The sequence below is a fragment of the Geobacillus sp. PLS 41 genome (genome assembly GCF_056494105.1).
The window spans coordinates 391,347-408,232 of record NZ_CM151395.1 but is presented as its reverse complement, the minus strand read 5'-3'; the positions used below and the strand labels follow the sequence as shown (position 1 = coordinate 408,232).

General features: G+C 48.2%; 13 protein-coding genes and 1 pseudogene. 11 read left to right on the top strand and 3 right to left on the bottom strand.

The annotated features are described in order from the left end of the window. Positions 1-9 precede the first annotated feature (9 nt). The 5 genes from glmM (at position 10) to ACVX3G_RS01820 (ending at position 6,942) form a co-directional block, all read left to right on the top strand. Entirely contained in the window at positions 10-1,359 is a 1,350-nt protein-coding gene (gene glmM / locus ACVX3G_RS01840) for a phosphoglucosamine mutase (protein WP_033012856.1), read from the top strand. Between the two features lie 526 nt (positions 1,360-1,885). Beyond that, positions 1,886-3,688, top strand: a complete 1,803-nt coding sequence (gene glmS / locus ACVX3G_RS01835) for a glutamine--fructose-6-phosphate transaminase (isomerizing) (protein WP_020279763.1) — start codon at positions 1,886-1,888, stop codon at positions 3,686-3,688. Between the two features lie 741 nt (positions 3,689-4,429). Continuing rightward, complete coding sequence (locus tag ACVX3G_RS01830; RefSeq protein WP_008881522.1) at positions 4,430-4,951, top strand: hypothetical protein; 522 nt, start codon at positions 4,430-4,432, stop codon at positions 4,949-4,951. Positions 4,952-5,032: 81 nt separating this feature from the next. Beyond that, positions 5,033-5,914 carry an ABC transporter permease subunit gene (locus tag ACVX3G_RS01825; protein ID WP_014194621.1) on the top strand — a complete coding sequence of 294 codons (882 nt, stop codon included), beginning with the start codon at positions 5,033-5,035 and terminating at the stop codon, positions 5,912-5,914. Continuing rightward, positions 5,914-6,942: an ABC transporter permease gene (locus ACVX3G_RS01820; protein WP_014194622.1), complete on the top strand. Its 1,029-nt coding sequence runs from the start codon at positions 5,914-5,916 to the stop codon at positions 6,940-6,942. The genes ACVX3G_RS01825 and ACVX3G_RS01820 overlap by 1 nt, the downstream gene beginning before the upstream one ends. A 109-nt stretch (positions 6,943-7,051) precedes the next feature. On the opposite strand, the gene ACVX3G_RS01815 is transcribed toward ACVX3G_RS01820, so the two are convergent. After that, positions 7,052-8,710, bottom strand: a complete 1,659-nt coding sequence (locus ACVX3G_RS01815) for an IS1634 family transposase (RefSeq protein ID WP_014194623.1) — start codon at positions 8,708-8,710, stop codon at positions 7,052-7,054. Between the two features lie 170 nt (positions 8,711-8,880). Between ACVX3G_RS01815 and ACVX3G_RS01810 the strand changes: the two genes are divergently transcribed. The 3 genes from ACVX3G_RS01810 to ACVX3G_RS01800 all read left to right on the top strand — a co-directional run bounded on the left by ACVX3G_RS01810 (position 8,881) and on the right by ACVX3G_RS01800 (position 11,620). Beyond that, positions 8,881-9,135: a hypothetical protein gene (locus ACVX3G_RS01810; RefSeq protein WP_025039385.1), complete on the top strand. Its 255-nt coding sequence runs from the start codon at positions 8,881-8,883 to the stop codon at positions 9,133-9,135. 138 nt (positions 9,136-9,273) lie between these two features. Next, positions 9,274-10,932, top strand: coding sequence for an IS1634 family transposase (locus tag ACVX3G_RS01805; RefSeq protein ID WP_014194949.1), 1,659 nt, complete (start codon positions 9,274-9,276; stop codon positions 10,930-10,932). Between the two features lie 493 nt (positions 10,933-11,425). Continuing rightward, on the top strand, positions 11,426-11,620 hold the full coding sequence (locus ACVX3G_RS01800; RefSeq protein WP_014194626.1) for a hypothetical protein: 195 nt from the start codon (positions 11,426-11,428) through the stop codon (positions 11,618-11,620). Positions 11,621-11,662: 42 nt separating this feature from the next. On the opposite strand, the gene ACVX3G_RS01795 is transcribed toward ACVX3G_RS01800, so the two are convergent. Then, positions 11,663-12,466, bottom strand: coding sequence for a hypothetical protein (locus ACVX3G_RS01795; RefSeq protein WP_014194627.1), 804 nt, complete (start codon positions 12,464-12,466; stop codon positions 11,663-11,665). Positions 12,467-12,746: 280 nt separating this feature from the next. Then, positions 12,747-13,778: pseudogene (locus ACVX3G_RS01790) on the bottom strand (ISL3 family transposase); the annotation flags it as partial. A gap of 152 nt (positions 13,779-13,930) precedes the next feature. Here ACVX3G_RS01790 and ACVX3G_RS01785 point away from each other — a divergent pair. The 3 genes from ACVX3G_RS01785 to ACVX3G_RS01775 all read left to right on the top strand — a co-directional run bounded on the left by ACVX3G_RS01785 (position 13,931) and on the right by ACVX3G_RS01775 (position 16,675). Further along, complete coding sequence (locus ACVX3G_RS01785; protein ID WP_014194630.1) at positions 13,931-14,488, top strand: DUF6431 domain-containing protein; 558 nt, start codon at positions 13,931-13,933, stop codon at positions 14,486-14,488. Positions 14,489-14,628: 140 nt separating this feature from the next. Then, positions 14,629-15,882: an IS481 family transposase gene (locus tag ACVX3G_RS01780; RefSeq protein WP_014194631.1), complete on the top strand. Its 1,254-nt coding sequence runs from the start codon at positions 14,629-14,631 to the stop codon at positions 15,880-15,882. Continuing rightward, a complete protein-coding gene (locus ACVX3G_RS01775) occupies positions 15,875-16,675 on the top strand; it encodes an ExeA family protein (protein ID WP_014194632.1) in 801 nt (266 codons plus the stop codon). The genes ACVX3G_RS01780 and ACVX3G_RS01775 overlap by 8 nt, the downstream gene beginning before the upstream one ends. Positions 16,676-16,886: the final 211 nt, after the last annotated feature.

Here is a 16,886-nt window from a genome sequence, read left to right as displayed (position 1 = left end):
AGTGAACGAATGGGCAAATATTTTGGCACTGATGGTGTACGAGGAGTCGCAAATCGTGAATTGACGCCAGAGTTGGCGTTTCAAATCGGCCGCTGCGGCGGATACGTGCTGACCAAAAGCGCTGAGCGCCCGAAAGTGCTGATTGGGCGCGACACCCGCATTTCCGGCCATATGCTTGAAGGCGCCCTTGTCGCCGGGCTTTTGTCGATCGGGGCGGAAGTGATGCGCCTTGGCGTTATTTCCACGCCAGGCGTCGCCTATTTGACGAAGGCGCTTGGAGCACAGGCCGGCATTATGATTTCCGCCTCCCACAACCCGGTGCAAGATAACGGCATTAAATTTTTCGGTCCGGACGGGTTCAAGCTGTCGGATGAGCAGGAAGCGGAAATTGAGGCGCTGATCGACAGCGCGGAGGATATGCTGCCGCGGCCGATCGGGGCTGGGCTTGGGCAAGTCAACGACTATTTCGAAGGCGGGCAAAAGTACTTGCAGTATTTAAAACAAACGATTGATGAAGAAGATTTTTCCGGGATGAAAATCGCCCTCGACTGCGCGCACGGGGCGACGTCATCGCTGGCGACGTACTTATTTGCCGATTTGGATGCGGATGTCGTGACGATGGGGGCGTCGCCCAATGGGCTCAACATTAACGAAGGGGTCGGGTCCACCCATCCGGAAGCGCTCGCCGCATTTGTCAAAGAAAAAGGAGCGGATGTCGGGCTCGCCTTTGACGGCGACGGCGACCGTCTCATTGCCGTCGATGAGAACGGCAACATCGTCGATGGCGACCAAATTATGTACATTTGCGCCAAATATTTAAAAGAAACCGGCCGCCTCAAGCACCAAACCGTCGTCTCAACCGTCATGAGCAACCTTGGGTTTTACAAGGCGCTTGAGGCGCAGGGAATCAAAAGTGTACAAACGGCGGTCGGCGACCGCTATGTCGTCGAGGAAATGAAGAAGAACGGCTATAATCTCGGCGGCGAGCAGTCCGGACATATCATCTTCCTTGACTACAACACGACGGGGGACGGAATGTTGACGGCGCTCCAGCTTGTCAACATCATGAAAATCAAAGGCAAGCCGCTTTCCGAATTGGCGGGGGAAATGAAAAAATACCCGCAGCTGCTTGTGAACGTCCGGGTGGCCGATAAGGAAAAAGCAATGGAAAACGAACAAGTGAAAAAAGTGATCCAGGAAGTGGAGGCAGAGATGAACGGCAACGGCCGCGTTCTTGTCCGCCCATCGGGGACTGAGCCGCTTGTGCGCATTATGGCGGAGGCCCCGACCGAAGAAGCGTGCCGCGCCTACGTGGAGCGGATCGCCGATGTCGTCCGCCGTGAAATGGGGACGGAATAATCGACCGTCTGGACAACCACCCTATGCATAAACGGAACGTTCCCTTTCGTTTATGCATAGGGTATTTATATAAATAGTTGACGCCGCTGGGAATGTCCTGTAATATTAACGTTGTTGCCTTTTTTTGAAAGGAGGCGATGGCAGGGCGGAACAAGGAGATCAGGAACAGCAGTTGTTCCAGCGGATGGAACGTTTCAAAAAGAAAAACCGGTTGGTTGTTGCAATCGTTTTGACGACAAAAGCGCCTGGACTAAGCGTTGGACGGAAGAACGCTTAGTTGACGAGGAGGAGGTTTATCGAGGTTTTCGGCGGATGCCTCCCGGCTGGGGCGATGACAGCCGCAAGTCCTCTCTTAAAACAAAGGGGCGACCCTTTGCACAAAGGGGAGGATGTCATCGCGCGAAACGAAGAAGGGAGTCTGCCGCCCGTGGATCGGCGAGACCCCGAACATGTTCTTTGACAACTGAACAGGAAAGACGGTTCTCGTTAGCGGCAGCCTCCAAGATGAAAAGGAGGAACATTTGCCATGTGCGGCATTGTTGGCTATATCGGTTATCAAGATGTGAAGGAAATTTTATTGCGCGGATTGGAAAAACTCGAGTATCGCGGCTACGATTCGGCGGGGATCGCTGTGTTGAACGAAAGCGGCGTGCATGTGTTTAAGGAAAAAGGACGGATTGCTGATTTGCGCCGCATCGTCGACCCGAACGTCAACGCGACGGTCGGCATTGGCCATACACGCTGGGCGACACACGGGGCGCCAAGCCGAGTGAACGCCCACCCGCATCAAAGCGCTTCAGGCCGTTTTACGCTCGTGCATAACGGCGTCATTGAGAACTATGAAATGGTCAAGCGCGACTACTTGGCCGATGTCACATTCCAAAGCGACACGGACACGGAAGTGATCGTTCAGCTCGTGGAGAAGTTCGTCAACGACGGACTGGCAACGGAAGAGGCGTTCCGAAAAACGCTCTCGCTGCTAAAAGGATCGTACGCCATCGCCATGATCGATGCGCAAGACGAAAACACCATCTATGCGGCGAAAAACAAAAGCCCGCTTCTCGTCGGCTTGGGCGATGGGTTTAACGTCGTGGCGAGCGACGCGATGGCGATGCTTCAAGTGACGAATCAATTCGTCGAACTGATGGATGGGGAGCTCGTTATCGTCACGAGCGAGAACGTCACGATTCAAACGCTCAACGGCGAGACAGTCGAACGGAAGCCGTTTACGGCCGAGCTCGATGCAAGCGACATTGAAAAAGGAACGTATCCGCATTACATGTTGAAAGAAATTGACGAGCAGCCGTTCGTCATCCGCCGCATCATTCAAAAATACCAAGACGAAAACGGCGGATTGACGATTGACCAAGCGATCATCAACGAAGTGCTGAACGCCGACCGCCTGTACATTGTCGCGTGCGGAACGAGCTACCACGCAGGTCTCGTCGGCAAGCAGTTGATCGAATCGTGGGCGAAAATTCCGGTGGAAGTGCATATCGCCAGCGAATTTTCGTACAACATGCCGCTGTTGTCGGAAAAGCCGCTCTTCATCTTTATCTCGCAAAGCGGCGAAACGGCCGACAGCCGCGCCGTGCTCGTGCAAACGAACAAACTCGGCCATAAAGCGATTACGATCACGAACGTCCCAGGTTCGACGCTGTCGCGGGAAGCGAACTATACGTTGCTTTTGCACGCCGGTCCGGAAATCGCCGTTGCCTCGACAAAAGCCTATACGGCGCAAATTGCCGTGTTGGCAATTTTGGCGGCGGCCGCGGCAAAAGCGAAAGGCTTTGAGCTGGACTTTGACTTGACGAAAGAGCTCGCCATCGTCGCCAATGTGATGGAAATGCTGTGCGATGCGAAAGAGGAAATGGAGAACATCGCGAGCGACTACTTGACCCTGACGCGCAACTGCTTTTTCATCGGCCGCGCCGTTGACTACTATGTCTGCCTAGAAGGCGCGCTGAAGCTGAAGGAGATCTCGTACATTCAAGCGGAAGGGTTCGCCGGCGGCGAGCTGAAACACGGCACGATCGCCTTGATTGAGGACGGCACGCCAGTGATTGCGCTTGCCACTCAGGAGCACGTGAATTTGAGCATTCGCGGCAACGTAAAAGAAGTCGTCGCCCGCGGCGCGAACCCGTGCGTCATCTCGATGCGCGGCCTGGAAGGCGACGGCGACCGCTTTATCATCCCATCCGTCCATCCGGATCTTACGCCGCTTGTGTCCGTCGTGCCGTTGCAGCTGATCGCCTACTATGCCGCCTTGCACCGCGGCTGCGACGTCGACAAACCGCGCAACTTGGCGAAGAGCGTGACGGTGGAGTGAGCGGTTCGTTGGTCGGAAAGGCTGTTGTTAAGTGACAAAAAAAGCCTTATACTCGCGATCGTATCGAAGCGAAATAAATTCAATTCAGTTTGATTGGCAACGAGGATGGGATTCCAATTAGGGAGAAGGAAATAGGATTGAAGGGAATCGAGAAAGGCACCTAAAGGTGCTTTTCTCGATTTTTTATTTGGAACTAAAAGAGGAGACCTTCATGTCGCCAAACTAGTCATAGAAGAAGGAATCTGCTAAAGCCGGATAAAATCCAAATATAGCGGGAATAAAATTCCACCTTCAAGATAAGCCCTACTGCAGCTAATTGAGTTTCTAAACTTATTTAGTCATATAAAAACTGCGCCTCCATTGGTTAGTGGTGTCTAACAATTGGAGTGCAGTTCATGATAGGTCATCATTTACCAGAAAAAATTAGGAACCCTATACAGTTGATAAAGCAAGGCTTCGCAAAGGGATAAATTGGAATAGTAACAAAAATTTCATAATATAAGGAGTTTATCAAGATAAAAATATGGTATGATTTATAGAAAATGGATCTCCACCACAAAATGTACTTGACAAAAAAGTTTTTCATGATGAAGATGTAAAAAAGATGGGTTTCCATTTTTGGTTATTTTTGTTCAGTTGGAAGGGACACTACCATGCTTCTTCCTAAAAGTCAAGTACATCTTTCGGTGATGAACCTCTTTATTGAAAGATGCTTATACATACAATATAAGGAGGGTTTTTATGAAGGATATCCGAATGACGGTGGTCCTTACGTTGTTGTTGCTATTGGTGCTAGTTGGCTGTGCCAAACCGAAAGTGGAGCAAACGGTAAAATTAGGTGGTGCGGTCAAAACAATCGGTGACCTAGTGGTGCTAAGCGGAAACAGCAATCTGCCAAAAGGCGCCGTCGTGCAAATTGTGATGAAAGAAATCGAGGGGGGCAAACAGGTACTCGAGGAAAAAGTAAACGTTGGGGAAGACGGAAGTTATTCATGGAGCGCGAAAAGACCGGAGCGAGCTAAGGAATATGAGCTGGATGTGATGTTTTTGCCAGAATTGCAGCCGAAGCACGTAAAAGAGAAGTATGGTGAAAAGGGAGAGCTTATCAAAAAAGACTCGTCGGGCAGAGTAGAATATCAAACAGACGGACAAACCTATGTAGGAATTAAAATGTATGACCGCATCTTGAAAATAGGCGATGGAATGGGAGGACAGCAATCCATGTTAGCAGAAACATTGCCTCCCCCGGCACCATCTTATTAAAATGCAAGCACTGGCAGCTTACAGCCGAAAGGAACATCAAGCAATCGGTTGCCCATGCTCCGAAGGAGGGGGATCAGCCTTATGAAGAAATGGAAACTCGCCTTGACGGTGCTGGCGGATTTGTTGCTTACCATTTTCACGATTATGGCGATTATCGCGTTTGCGCAAAGCTATTCCTTGTTTCCGAGCCCGCAAATGGTCACGGTATTTTGGCAGCAATTTCAGCAGCTGTTTTGGAGCTTTTTTTCTATTCGTGATATAACGGTTTCGCTCTCGCAATGGCACAATGCTCCCCTGCTCTCAACGATGATGGAGCCGTATGCCTATTCCCTTATTATTTTATGGGGGGCGCTGGCTGTTTCCTTCCTTATAGCCGTTACGGGAGCCTACATCTGCTTTTTGCTTCCGCGTCGGCTGCAAAAAATGGTTAAAGGAATCGCGTTTTTTCTTGAGTCGATCCCCGATGTTATTTTTATTTTTTCTACGCAACTGTTTGTCATCTGGGTGTTTAAAAAGACAGATTTGCTTATTGTCAATCCTGTTGCCGGTTTTGACAATGTATACGTGCTGCCGATTGTCATGATTTCCATTTTGCCTTCCATTCTGCTGTTCCAAATGACATTTCTTGCGTTTACGGAGGAAAAAGACAAGCCATACGTCGAATATGCGCTAGCGAAAGGATTGTCAAAAACGGCAGTGCTATGGCGCCATATGTTCCGCAACGCGCTGATCACCGTGTTTTCTAACGTCCAATATTTGTTTTGGTTTATGCTGTCGAACTTGTTAGTGGCGGAATATTTGTTTAATATGCACGGATTGTTCCGGTTTTTGTATGAGCAGCTCCATACGCCGGAAGTAGTGGCTATCGGTCTTGCCATGCTGTTTTTGCCGTTTTACATCATTGATGTGGCCGGGAAACGAGTGATTGCTTATTTGACGGGAATCGAGAGGGGGGTAGCGTGATGCGCGCATTCCGCAACGTTTATTTTACGATAGGGTTTATCATCGCGGCCGGTCTATTGCTGGCCAGTTTTTTATATTCTTATTGGCTGAAAGACATCATTCCACAGCCGCCGAAGCAGATCTACAATGAGGCTGGTCGGCTCGTTGACGTTCCTCCGTACCCGCCGAGCTGGGCCCATCCGTTTGGCGTCGATCGCCAAGGCGAAGATGTGTTTTGGAAGGTCATCGATGGGGCGAAATATACGATTTTCACCGCATTGGCGGTCAGTTTGCTGCGGCTGGCGTTCGGGACGGTCGGCGGAATCATGTATGCTTTTTATTTACAGAAATTTCGTTTTATTGCCGAGTCCATCGTCCGCGCCTTTCGGTTTGTGCCGGCGATATTTTTAACGATGCTCTTTTTTGCTTTCATTCCATTGGAGGAGCAAGGAGCTGGAATGGGAGTGTTGATAAAACAACTATTGGTGCTTGCGGCTGTTGCGCTTCCGCCGTTAATGCTGGTCATCGGCAATGATATCGCTGTCTTTTTGCAAAATGAATTTGTCGTTTCTTCCCGGCTGATGGGAGCTGATAACGTTTGGCTCATCCGCAAGCACGTTCTCCCGTATATGCGGCCGCGGCTGTTTTTGCTGTTTACCCAGCAGACTGTGCAGTCGCTCTTGCTGCTTGTGCATCTCGGGGCGTTTCAAATATTGCTAGGAGGCGTAAAAGTTATATACGATTCCGATGGGTTGGGCCCTCCCGAGAAGGTGGCGTTCTCCCTTTCGAATGAATGGTCCGGCTTGATCGGTCTTTCCTATCGGGAAATGATGCTTGACCAATGGATTGTTGTCGGGCCGTGTGTTGCCTTTATCGTTGCCATTTTTGCCTTCAAATTAATGGGAAAAGGGTTAGAGCAAGTGATCGCTGGAAAAGGAAAACGGAAGCAGCGGAAAAAACAGCGGAGTTCATGGGGAAAAACCGCTTCTTTTCCGCCGCAGCAGGGCGATTTTGAATTTGTACTTTATAACTCACATTTCGCACCCTAACAAGGTCAAAACAAAGGATTTTTTATTTCGTTTTTCAGAATAACTTTTTGACCAACACAACGAGCGATGGCAATCCTTTTTTTACCATCGCTGGTCGTTCCGTATCACGTTACACGTAGATGCTCTCATCCATGCCCAATCCCTGCAGAATCCTTCGCTGATCAGGGGTAAGGGAGCGATCCAGTGAGCGTTGGATGCGCCCATCCGGCAGCTTGAACAGGACGACGTTCACATATTGAAACAGCTGAAAAATCGCCCGTCCCGTCGGCCGGGTCAGCTTGCGGCCTCCAGGACCCTTCAACGGGTGTTCTGGAGTAATAAACTGACGCACTCGGCGCTGAAAAACGCGGTAAATAGCCAAGGCCAACAGAAACAAATAGCCTAATACTGCGACCCGTTCTGGTTTTTTGACGTAAATCTCATCCGTGAAAAACGGATCTTTCAAAAAAGCGAAGTTCATTTCCACCGAGATCTGCCCTTTATACAGCTTCAAGATCTCTTGGGCATCCATGGGTTGGCCTTTCCATTCCTTCGGAACGGTCGTGACAAGGACAAACCGGGACGCTTTCCGTCTCGCCTGTTCCCACGCGTCTTGGTCGAATTCGACGTCAAGGTGCAAGAAATACAGCGTCTCCACCTCGGGTTCCGCCCCTTTTTTCGGCCGTCCGCGCCGTTTTTTCAGGCGTACGATCTCTTCGACCGCGGCCTCAACCCGATGAAACCGGGGGCGAAGGGACGCCTTGAGGGACGCCAAGGCTTGTTCGGCATCTTCCCGGCAGGAGAAGGGGTGACGCTCCCAACGGGCTTGTTCCTCGCGAAGAAGCTCCGCTTCTTTGGTTCGTTCTTTTTCAAGCGTCTTTCCTTTTCGCTGGTCGAGCGCGCTCGATTCAACAACGATCAGCCGAACGGGGTGGCCTTCATACGTCGAGGCCGTTTCCCATACCCGGTACGTGGCGCCGTTTCTCTCCGCCAACGTAAAGGGATCGCTCCACGTCGTGTCCTCAGCATCCGCTTCGGCCAGCGCGGTTTTCACGATCCGGAGCGACGAAGGGCCTCTGGTGATCAAAAAGGCGTTGGCCGCTTTGGTTTGCGCCAGGGTCTCTTTCGTCATCGCGGCGGAATCGGCCACGTAAATCCATTCATCGTCGATCTTGGCTTGTTTGAACTGTTCGTGGATCCGCGACAGCACCTCAGGATTCCACGCCTTATCCGATCGATTGCCATCGTGCACATCGCCGTAAAACGGGATGCCGTCCTCGTTGCCGACCAGTCCGAAACCGATCTGTTTTTGCCAACGATGATGGCGGTTGTAGCCATGTGTGATTTGTAAGGCCTCTAACGAGGCCGATTCATACGCGCCGTAAACGGTCTTGTCCGTCGTATCGGCGTGGAAGGCTCGGAGGGAAAGGCCTTCTTTTCGATAAATATGAATCAAGCAAGTGCTGATGACGTTGTGAATGCCAGCCTCATACAGGCGATCGAGATGACGGGCCAACGCATCGTCGTTCAACCAGGAAGGATGGAGATCGGGACGGATGAGTTTCTCACAATCGACCTCCTGAGCCCAATGTTCCAAGTGAACAAGGGCTTGCCGGCCGTCAAACACATTGTAGAGGATGGCCTGAACGGCATCGCTGACTCGCGTTTGGCACTGCGGATCGACGGGCACGAGATGGTCAATCAATTGAGGCAGACCCAGTTTCTTGAATAGGGCACTTATTATATTCAAATAAGAATTGCGATAGACCTTTTTGACTTGAACGTTCATAAGAGAAAAACTCCTTTACGTTCCTTGTGTGTCAAGGATTCATTCGACATCGGAACGAAAAAATCCTCCCGATTTTCGTCGAGAGGGTGCGAAATGTGAGTTATAAGAAGAAGGAATTATACACTAAATTATAGTGTATATCAACCTATACAGGGAGGTGATTGGGTATTATGACAAAAAAGGAATTTTTTAAGTTGATGGTTCATGCAATTATTCTCTCTATTATTGTATATACCGTCTATGCAATTATCGGATATGGCTTTGGGGTTGATTTCTTTAAATTTTACAAACATCAAACAAGCGTTGGAACGACATCTGATTATTTTGATTTTACTCCTATTGTCATTTCGTTCATTGTTGCTTTCTTCTATAATAGAAAAGAGAATAACGACATCCATAGTAATGGGGAAAAAGTAAGTGAATGATTTGTTTTTCACTTACTTTTTCTTTTTTGAAGATATTACTCACATTTCGCACCCTCTCGACGAAAATCGGGAGGATTTTTTCGTTCCGATGTCGAATGAATCCTTGACACACAAGGAACGTAAAGGAGTTTTTCTCTTATGAACGTTCAAGTCAAAAAGGTCTATCGCAATCATTATTTGAATATAATAAGTGCCCTATTCAAGAAACTGGGCCTGCCCCAATTGATTGACCATCTCGTTCCCGTTGATCCACAGTGCCAGACTCGAGTCAGCGATGCCGTTCAGGCCATCATCTACAATATGTTTGACGGCCGGCAAGCCCTCGTTCACGTGGAACGATGGGCTCAGGAGATCGATCTAGAGAAACTCATCCGTCCCGGTCTCCATCCTTCCTGGTTGAACGACGATGCCTTGGCTCGTCATCTCGACCGCTTGTATGAGGCCGATATTCACAAGGTGATCAGCACTTGCTTGATTCACATTTATCGCAAAGAAGGCCTTTCCCTCCGAGCCTTTCACGCCGATACGACGGACAAGACGGTTTACGGCGCGTATGAATCGGCCTCATTAGAGGCTTTGCAGATCACACATGGCTACAACCGCCATCATCGTTGGCAAAAACAGATCGGTTTCGGACTGGTCGGCAACGAGGACGGCATCCCGTTTTACGGCGATGTGCACGATGGCAACCTGCCCGATAAAACATGGAATCCCGAGGTGCTGTCTCGTGTCCATGAACAGCTGAAGCAGGCCAAAATCGAAGACGAATGGATTTACGTGGCCGATTCCGCCGCGATGACGAAAGAGACCCTGGCGCAAACCAAAGCGGCCAACGCCTTTTTGATCACCAGAGGCCCTTCGTCGCTCCGGATCGTGAAAACCGCGCTGGCCGAAGCGGATGCTGAGGACACGACGTGGAGCGATCCCTTTACGTTGGCGGAGAGAAACGGCGCCACGTACCGGGTATGGGAAACGGCCTCGACGTATGAAGGCCACCCCGTTCGGCTGATCGTTGTTGAATCGAGCGCGCTCGACCAGCGAAAAGGAAAGACGCTTGAAAAAGAACGAACCAAAGAAGCGGAGCTTCTTCGCGAGGAACAAGCCCGTTGGGAGCGTCACCCCTTCTCCTGCCGGGAAGATGCCGAACAAGCCTTGGCGTCCCTCAAGGCGTCCCTTCGCCCCCGGTTTCATCGGGTTGAGGCCGCGGTCGAAGAGATCGTACGCCTGAAAAAACGGCGCGGACGGCCGAAAAAAGGGGCGGAACCCGAGGTGGAGACGCTGTATTTCTTGCACCTTGACGTCGAATTCGACCAAGACGCGTGGGAACAGGCGAGACGGAAAGCGTCCCGGTTTGTCCTCGTCACGACCGTTCCGAAGGAATGGAAGGGCCAACCCATGGATGCCCAAGAGATCTTGAAGCTGTATAAAGGGCAGATCTCGGTGGAAATGAACTTCGCTTTTTTGAAAGATCCGTTTTTCACGGATGAGATTTACGTCAAAAAACCAGAACGGGTCGCAGTATTAGGCTATTTGTTTCTGTTGGCCTTGGCGATTTACCGCGTTTTTCAGCGCCGAGTGCGTCAGTTTATTACTCCAGAACACCCGTTGAAGGGTCCTGGAGGCCGCAAGCTGACCCGGCCGACGGGACAGGCGATTTTTCAGCTGTTTCAATATGTGAACGTCGTCCTGTTCAAGCTGCCGGATGGGCGCATCCAACGCTCACTGGATCGCTCCCTTACCCCTGATCAGCGAAGGATTCTGCAGGGATTGGGCATGGATGAGAGCATCTACGTGTAACGTGATACGGAACGACCAGCGATGGTAAAAAAAGGATTGCCATCGCTCGTTGTGTTGGTCAAAAAGTTATTCTGAAAAACTAAATAAAAAATCCTTTGTTTTGACCTTGTTAGGGTGCGAAATGTGAGATATTACTTAATTTCCATGCCAATTTTACTTATTGCTTTTTTAAATAAGCCGTTGTGTGAGAACAGGTAAAGAGCTTTCATTAATGGAAATAATTTGGTATTATGCTGGAATTTTAGTCGGGTAAATTTGAGCTTTTGTTTTTTGATAAACCTCTCTGTCCCCAATTTAATATTTTTGTTGATCAAAATTATTTTTAATGTTAGAATAAATTCGAAATTGTTTTTGTAATTATTGGTTATATTTCCTTGATTTGTTCTTATGGTACTAAGTTTTTTATAATTGCAATCTACTCATATACGATTTACAACACAAACATTTTTAAGTGTGTTTTTTGATTATAAATCAAAAACAAGAAGGTGAAACAATGAATATCGGATTAGCCATTTTATTAATTATAATTATTATTCTCTTATCAATGTTTTTAATTCCTTTAAAAAAAATTAAACCTAATTTATTCAAAATGGGGCTAACTTTTATTGGTATTTTAATTATTATTGTATTTTTACTTGTAACAGGAATATATGATCCTTATGCAGATCACATACCAAGCAAAAAATAAAGGGGCTGAATGCTTTTCGGCAAGCCCCTTTATTTTTTTATATTAGTAATGCCATTTAGTTCCTTCGAAATTATCGTGCCAGTGGAATTTTGTAGGATGTCCCATAGCTGGTGAGCAATTTCTCGTACCATCACAATATTCTGTGCTGTCCCATTTATCTAAAGCGCATTGAGGTGTACGCATCCAAACCGCAAATACCCAATAGCAATCGCTTCCTTTGAAGTGGGTCCAGTCATGCACATGTCTGCCATCTGAATCTACGCCATTATAATCATTACAAGGAATATGAGGGGATTTATGGCTCTGAATAGTTATCGTCCCCGTGTTATCCATGCTATTATCGTTATGATTGTCGTTTTCATCTATAGCAGGATGCATTTCATCCAAAAAATCTTTAAGAGGAATGAGAGCCTTAAATTGATATGTTTTTTTATTGCCGACTTTTACTTTATCTGTATAAATGGTTTTCTCTCCATATAAAACATTAATTTCGTATTTACCTGGATCCAGTTGTGGTGATTCGAATAAACCATTTACATCAGGATGTAATGTTGATACTGTATTTCCATTGGAATCATTTATATTTATCGTTAGTCCTTGTGGGTTTAAGACTATTCCTTCTTTTTTATCTTTACCAATAAAATGTACTCCATCTTGTTTCATATTGTCGATTAAGTCTTTTGGTGCATCATCCAAAGAAATTCCAAATGTAACTTGTCCATTAAGAGTTAAGTCTTTTTCCTTAGCATAAGTAAATGATTTAACAGATATTGCAATAAGAGAAAAAAACAATAATACACCTACAAATAATACACCTAAATTTTTCGTTCTTCTTGACAGAATCATAGCATTCCCCCTCTAATCTTTTAGATTCTGTTTTCAAGTATATTAAACCATTATTGGTTTTTAATGTCAATTCATAATTTAATCATTTTTTGGGTCTTCACCATTTTCTGTGATTTCTACTCAATCCTAGATACATGTTAGCTGGATGAAATAGGTTCATCAGTCAGGATCCTTCTTCCGCATACAGACCACGAAGTTGGTAGAATGGAAACAGTCAAGTGCTTTCCTTGACGGGTTCCATTCTACCAACTATCATACCGATAGCGGAAGAAGGGAGTGCTTAGGCAGCCTGACTACCTGTAGTGTTCCCTGTACACTCCAGAAATACACGTAAACGAAACCGTTCTAGATTTCGATAGCCATATGCCCGGCGTTTGATATTTTTGATCTTGTGATTGCTGCCTTCCATTCGTGCATTCGTATACGGGTACAAAAAGTATTGAAGAATAGGCTCCTTCCACCTTTCAAAAGTGTTAGCTGCTTGTTGAAAAGAGACAAAAGGGCTTTTCTTTGCTAACCAAATCCATTATTCCAAGCATTCTTTTGCTTGGTCATAATGATCGGTTCGGTAGAAATCTCGAAATAGCTCCTTGAGATAATAAGCAATCGAAAGTGCGGGATATTCCTCCAAGATATCGTTCAATCGAAACTGCTGATTCTTACGAAGTTTTTCATACCCTTTTAACAGAAGGAATCTAGCCTTTTTCAATCGCGGGAACTCTTTTCGCGCCTGATCCAAGGCTTGTGTCACCTTTTGAACCACATGGTACTTATCGATAACAATCGAAGCAGATGGAAACAGAGCGCGAACCTCCTTGTGATAGGGTTCCCACATGTCAAGAATCACCGTTTGGACCATTTCTTTTGACAGGACGTTTCGGCTCAACAAGTTTATGGCAGAGTCATATTGGCGATCGGCGTGCATTCCCATGACTGATCCGGCTTTGGCATCCATCAACACGGTTTCGTACTGATGTCCCTTTTTTACAGCGATTTCATCTAAGCTAAGCGCCATCCCTTCCTGAAAAGATGCCTCCGTTGCTGTTTGGCGTTCTTTTGCTTTTTTTGACGCGATGGAGTAATAAATGCGCTCCAATGTCGTATATGGGATGCGGTGCTTTCGACTGACCTCTTGAATGGTGGAGCCTTCACACAGTTCATACAAGTACTCATAAAATCGATTGGTGTCATGCCGGTTTGGTTGAATCGACTCCAAAGTGGCGGAAAACACTTGGGAACAATTCCAGCATCGATAGCGCTTTACCTTTACGAACAAGTACACCGGTTGATGGAAAATCGCCAAATCCCGTACTGTAAATTATCACTTTATTTCGGAACAAAAGAGACATTTTTTTGCACATTCCTTCAGAAAGCCCTCTCCCCTTTTCTGAAAGAATGTGCTAAATTTTTTGTGAATTATTTCGGAAGAGAAAATCCATCGGTTCATAGGAGGGGGAGGAGGACGTGATTCAATTTCATGACTTTGGCATTGACGTCCAAACGTATGCAGAGCGTGGAAAAGAAAACGACTTCCCTCTTCTGAAAAAGTGTCCGCATTGCCGGGCCAAGCGCCCGTTGCACCGCCACGGTTACTATGAGCGAAACGCATTGACCCCACATGGTGATTATCGCATTTGGATTGTCCGGTATCGCTGTCGGGAATGCTTGAAGACGGTGAGTGTGCTGCCTTCCTTTCTCCTCCCGTATTTTCAGTATACGTTGTCCGCCATATGGCAAGTCGTGAAAGAGCAGTTGGGATTGATCGAGGGGACGAACCGGGCTCCGTTCCTCCTGACAAAGGACGGCATCATCTTTTATGTCCGACGGTTCTATCGAAACCTATCAAGCCTTCATAGCTTTTTTGCGAGGCGGTGGAGGATCATAGGCCCTATCGTGAAAAAAGAAAAGGAACGGGCTTCCTGGTGGATCCGGACGTTGGAGAAACACGGTCTTGATTCGGTCATCAGAGACATGTGGGAGGACGGATTCCGACACCCTTTTGCGAATCAAATGGGATCCTGATTTTACATACATGCCCTAAATTGGAAATAGTTGAGGTTCCCACAAACCTTTCCTATCGACGGAGAAAAAGCAATTCGGTACGATAAGGGCAGACGGACCGGAACGGTCCTGATTCCAAGTGAGACAAGGAGGAGATTCGAATGGATGAGTCGATGAGACACGACATTGCCCTGTTTCGGTACGGGCTAATCGCTCCGTTGGTGAATGGGCAGGTGGAACCGAAGACGTATCTGAAAGAGGTGAGCGAGCGAGTGCACCATGTTCCCCACCAGGGCGACAAACGAATCGCAGCCAAGACGATCCTCGATTGGTGCACCCGATACAAAAAAGGGGGCTTTGACGCCTTAAAGCCGAAGCGCCGTTCGGACCGCGGCCACTCAAGGCGTCTGTCGCCCGATGATGAGGATCATATTTTAGCCCTAAGAAAAGAACATCCCACCATGCCCGTGACGGTGTTCTACGAACACCTGATCGAGCAGGGGGAAATCCCAGAAAATCATACCTCTTACTTTACTATATACCGATTGTTGAAAAAACACAACCTGGTGGGAAAAGAAATCTTGCCGATGCCGGAGCGAAAGCGTTTTGCGTATGACCAGATCAATGAGCTATGGCAAGGGGACTTATCCCATGGACCCACGATTCGCGTCCATGGGAAAGCCCAGAAAACGTTTTTGATCGCGTATATCGATGACTGCTCGCGGTTAGTGCCATATGCCCAATTTTTCCCTTCGGAGAAGTTTGACGGGCTGCGGATCGTCACGAAGGAAGCGGTGCTTCGTTGCGGGAAGCCGAAACGCATTTACTCGGACAACGGGAAAATTTATCGGTCCGAGGTGCTGCAGTATGCGTGCGCCGAGATGGGGATTACACTCATCCACACCCAGCCGTATGACCCGCAAAGCAAGGGAAAAATCGAACGGTTCTTCCGCACCGTACAGACACGGTTTTATCCACTGTTGGAGCTGAATCCGCCGAAGTCGCTTGACGAGTTGAACGAGCGTTTTTGGAAGTGGCTTGAAGAGGAGTATCATCGAAAACCGCACGCCTCACTGGACGGAAAAACGCCGCATGAGGTGTTTCAATCGCAAGTGCATCTCGTGTCGTTCATCGAAGATGGCGATTGGCTGGATGCGATTTTTCTGAAACGGGAGCACCGCAAGGTGAAAGCCGATGGCACGATCACCCTGAATAAACAGCTATACGAAGTGCCGCCTCGGTTCATTGGGCAATCGATTGAGCTCCGCTATGACGAACGAGGCGTCTATGTGTACGAAGATGGCAAACGGGTGGCGGAAGCCATTCGGGTGCGTTTGGAGGACAATGCCTATGTAAAACGCCATCGGTCCCCGTTTGCGGCGATTCCGGCGAAGGAGGGAGAATACGGTGTATAAATCGTTTTACTCCCTTTCGCGGGAGCCGTTTGCGAAAGAAACAGACCCGTCCGAGGCGTATCAAGGGGCGTCATTTCAGGAAGCGTTGCGGGCGCTGGAGTACGTGAAACGAACCCGGGGGATCGGGCTGTTGATCGGAGAGCCGGGGGCGGGCAAGACGTTCGCCCTTCGGGCGCTGAAAGAGTCATTGAATCCATCATTGTATCATGTCGTCTACTTTCCGTTATCCACCGGAGGCGTGATGGATTTTTACCGTGGACTGGCCTTGGGATTAGGAGAGGAACCGAAGTACCGCAAGGTAGACCTCTTCAGCCAAATCCAGCAGGCGATCGAGCGATTGTATCATGAACGGCGGATCACGCCGGTGTTCATTTTGGATGAGATGCATTTAGCGAAGGATGCATTTTTACAGGACATCGCGATCTTATTCAACTTTGAGATGGATTCGACCAACCCATTTGTCTTGATTTTGGCCGGGCTGCCCCATTTACAGGGGAAGCTGCGGCTCAATCAGCACCGCCCTCTCGACCAGCGGATCATCATGCGATACCGGATGGGGCCGCTGGAGAAGGAAGAGGTGGCGGGCTACATCGAACATCGGATGAAACAGGCCGGGGCGAAGCATCCGATCTTCACCCCATCGGCGTTAGAGGCGATTGCCCTGCAGTCGCGGGGATGGCCTCGGGTGATCAACACGTTGGCCACGACGTGCCTGTTATACGGGTATCAGCTGAAAAAGGACGCCATTGACGAAGAAATGGTGCGCATGGCCGCAGAGGAAATGGGGTATTAGCACGAAAGGGGCCGAATCGGCCTCTTTTGTGCTTTCTCTTTTCCATAGGTCCATCAGGCGCGCTGGAAATCTTCATCTGAAAGAGCGTGCAAACGTTCCGAAAGAATGTGCAAAATCCGGAACAATCCGCAAAAATTTTGCACATTATTTCCGAATCCGCCTGAAATAATTTGAAAAAGGGATTCTGAAATAATGTGCTAGTTTACATTTT

Bases quoted from the DNA above. Each gene is read 5' to 3' on its own strand.
- glmM (WP_033012856.1), top strand. From the start codon at position 10: ATGGGCAAATATTTTGGCACTGATGGTGTACGAGGAGTCGCAAATCGT.
- glmS (WP_020279763.1), top strand. From the start codon at position 1,886: ATGTGCGGCATTGTTGGCTATATCGGTTATCAAGATGTGAAGGAAATT.
- ACVX3G_RS01830 (WP_008881522.1), top strand. From the start codon at position 4,430: ATGAAGGATATCCGAATGACGGTGGTCCTTACGTTGTTGTTGCTATTG.
- ACVX3G_RS01825 (WP_014194621.1), top strand. From the start codon at position 5,033: ATGAAGAAATGGAAACTCGCCTTGACGGTGCTGGCGGATTTGTTGCTT.
- ACVX3G_RS01820 (WP_014194622.1), top strand. From the start codon at position 5,914: ATGCGCGCATTCCGCAACGTTTATTTTACGATAGGGTTTATCATCGCG.
- ACVX3G_RS01815 (WP_014194623.1), bottom strand. From the start codon at position 8,710: ATGAACGTTCAAGTCAAAAAGGTCTATCGCAATTCTTATTTGAATATA.
- ACVX3G_RS01810 (WP_025039385.1), top strand. From the start codon at position 8,881: ATGACAAAAAAGGAATTTTTTAAGTTGATGGTTCATGCAATTATTCTC.
- ACVX3G_RS01805 (WP_014194949.1), top strand. From the start codon at position 9,274: ATGAACGTTCAAGTCAAAAAGGTCTATCGCAATCATTATTTGAATATA.
- ACVX3G_RS01800 (WP_014194626.1), top strand. From the start codon at position 11,426: ATGAATATCGGATTAGCCATTTTATTAATTATAATTATTATTCTCTTA.
- ACVX3G_RS01795 (WP_014194627.1), bottom strand. From the start codon at position 12,466: ATGATTCTGTCAAGAAGAACGAAAAATTTAGGTGTATTATTTGTAGGT.
- ACVX3G_RS01780 (WP_014194631.1), top strand. From the start codon at position 14,629: ATGGATGAGTCGATGAGACACGACATTGCCCTGTTTCGGTACGGGCTA.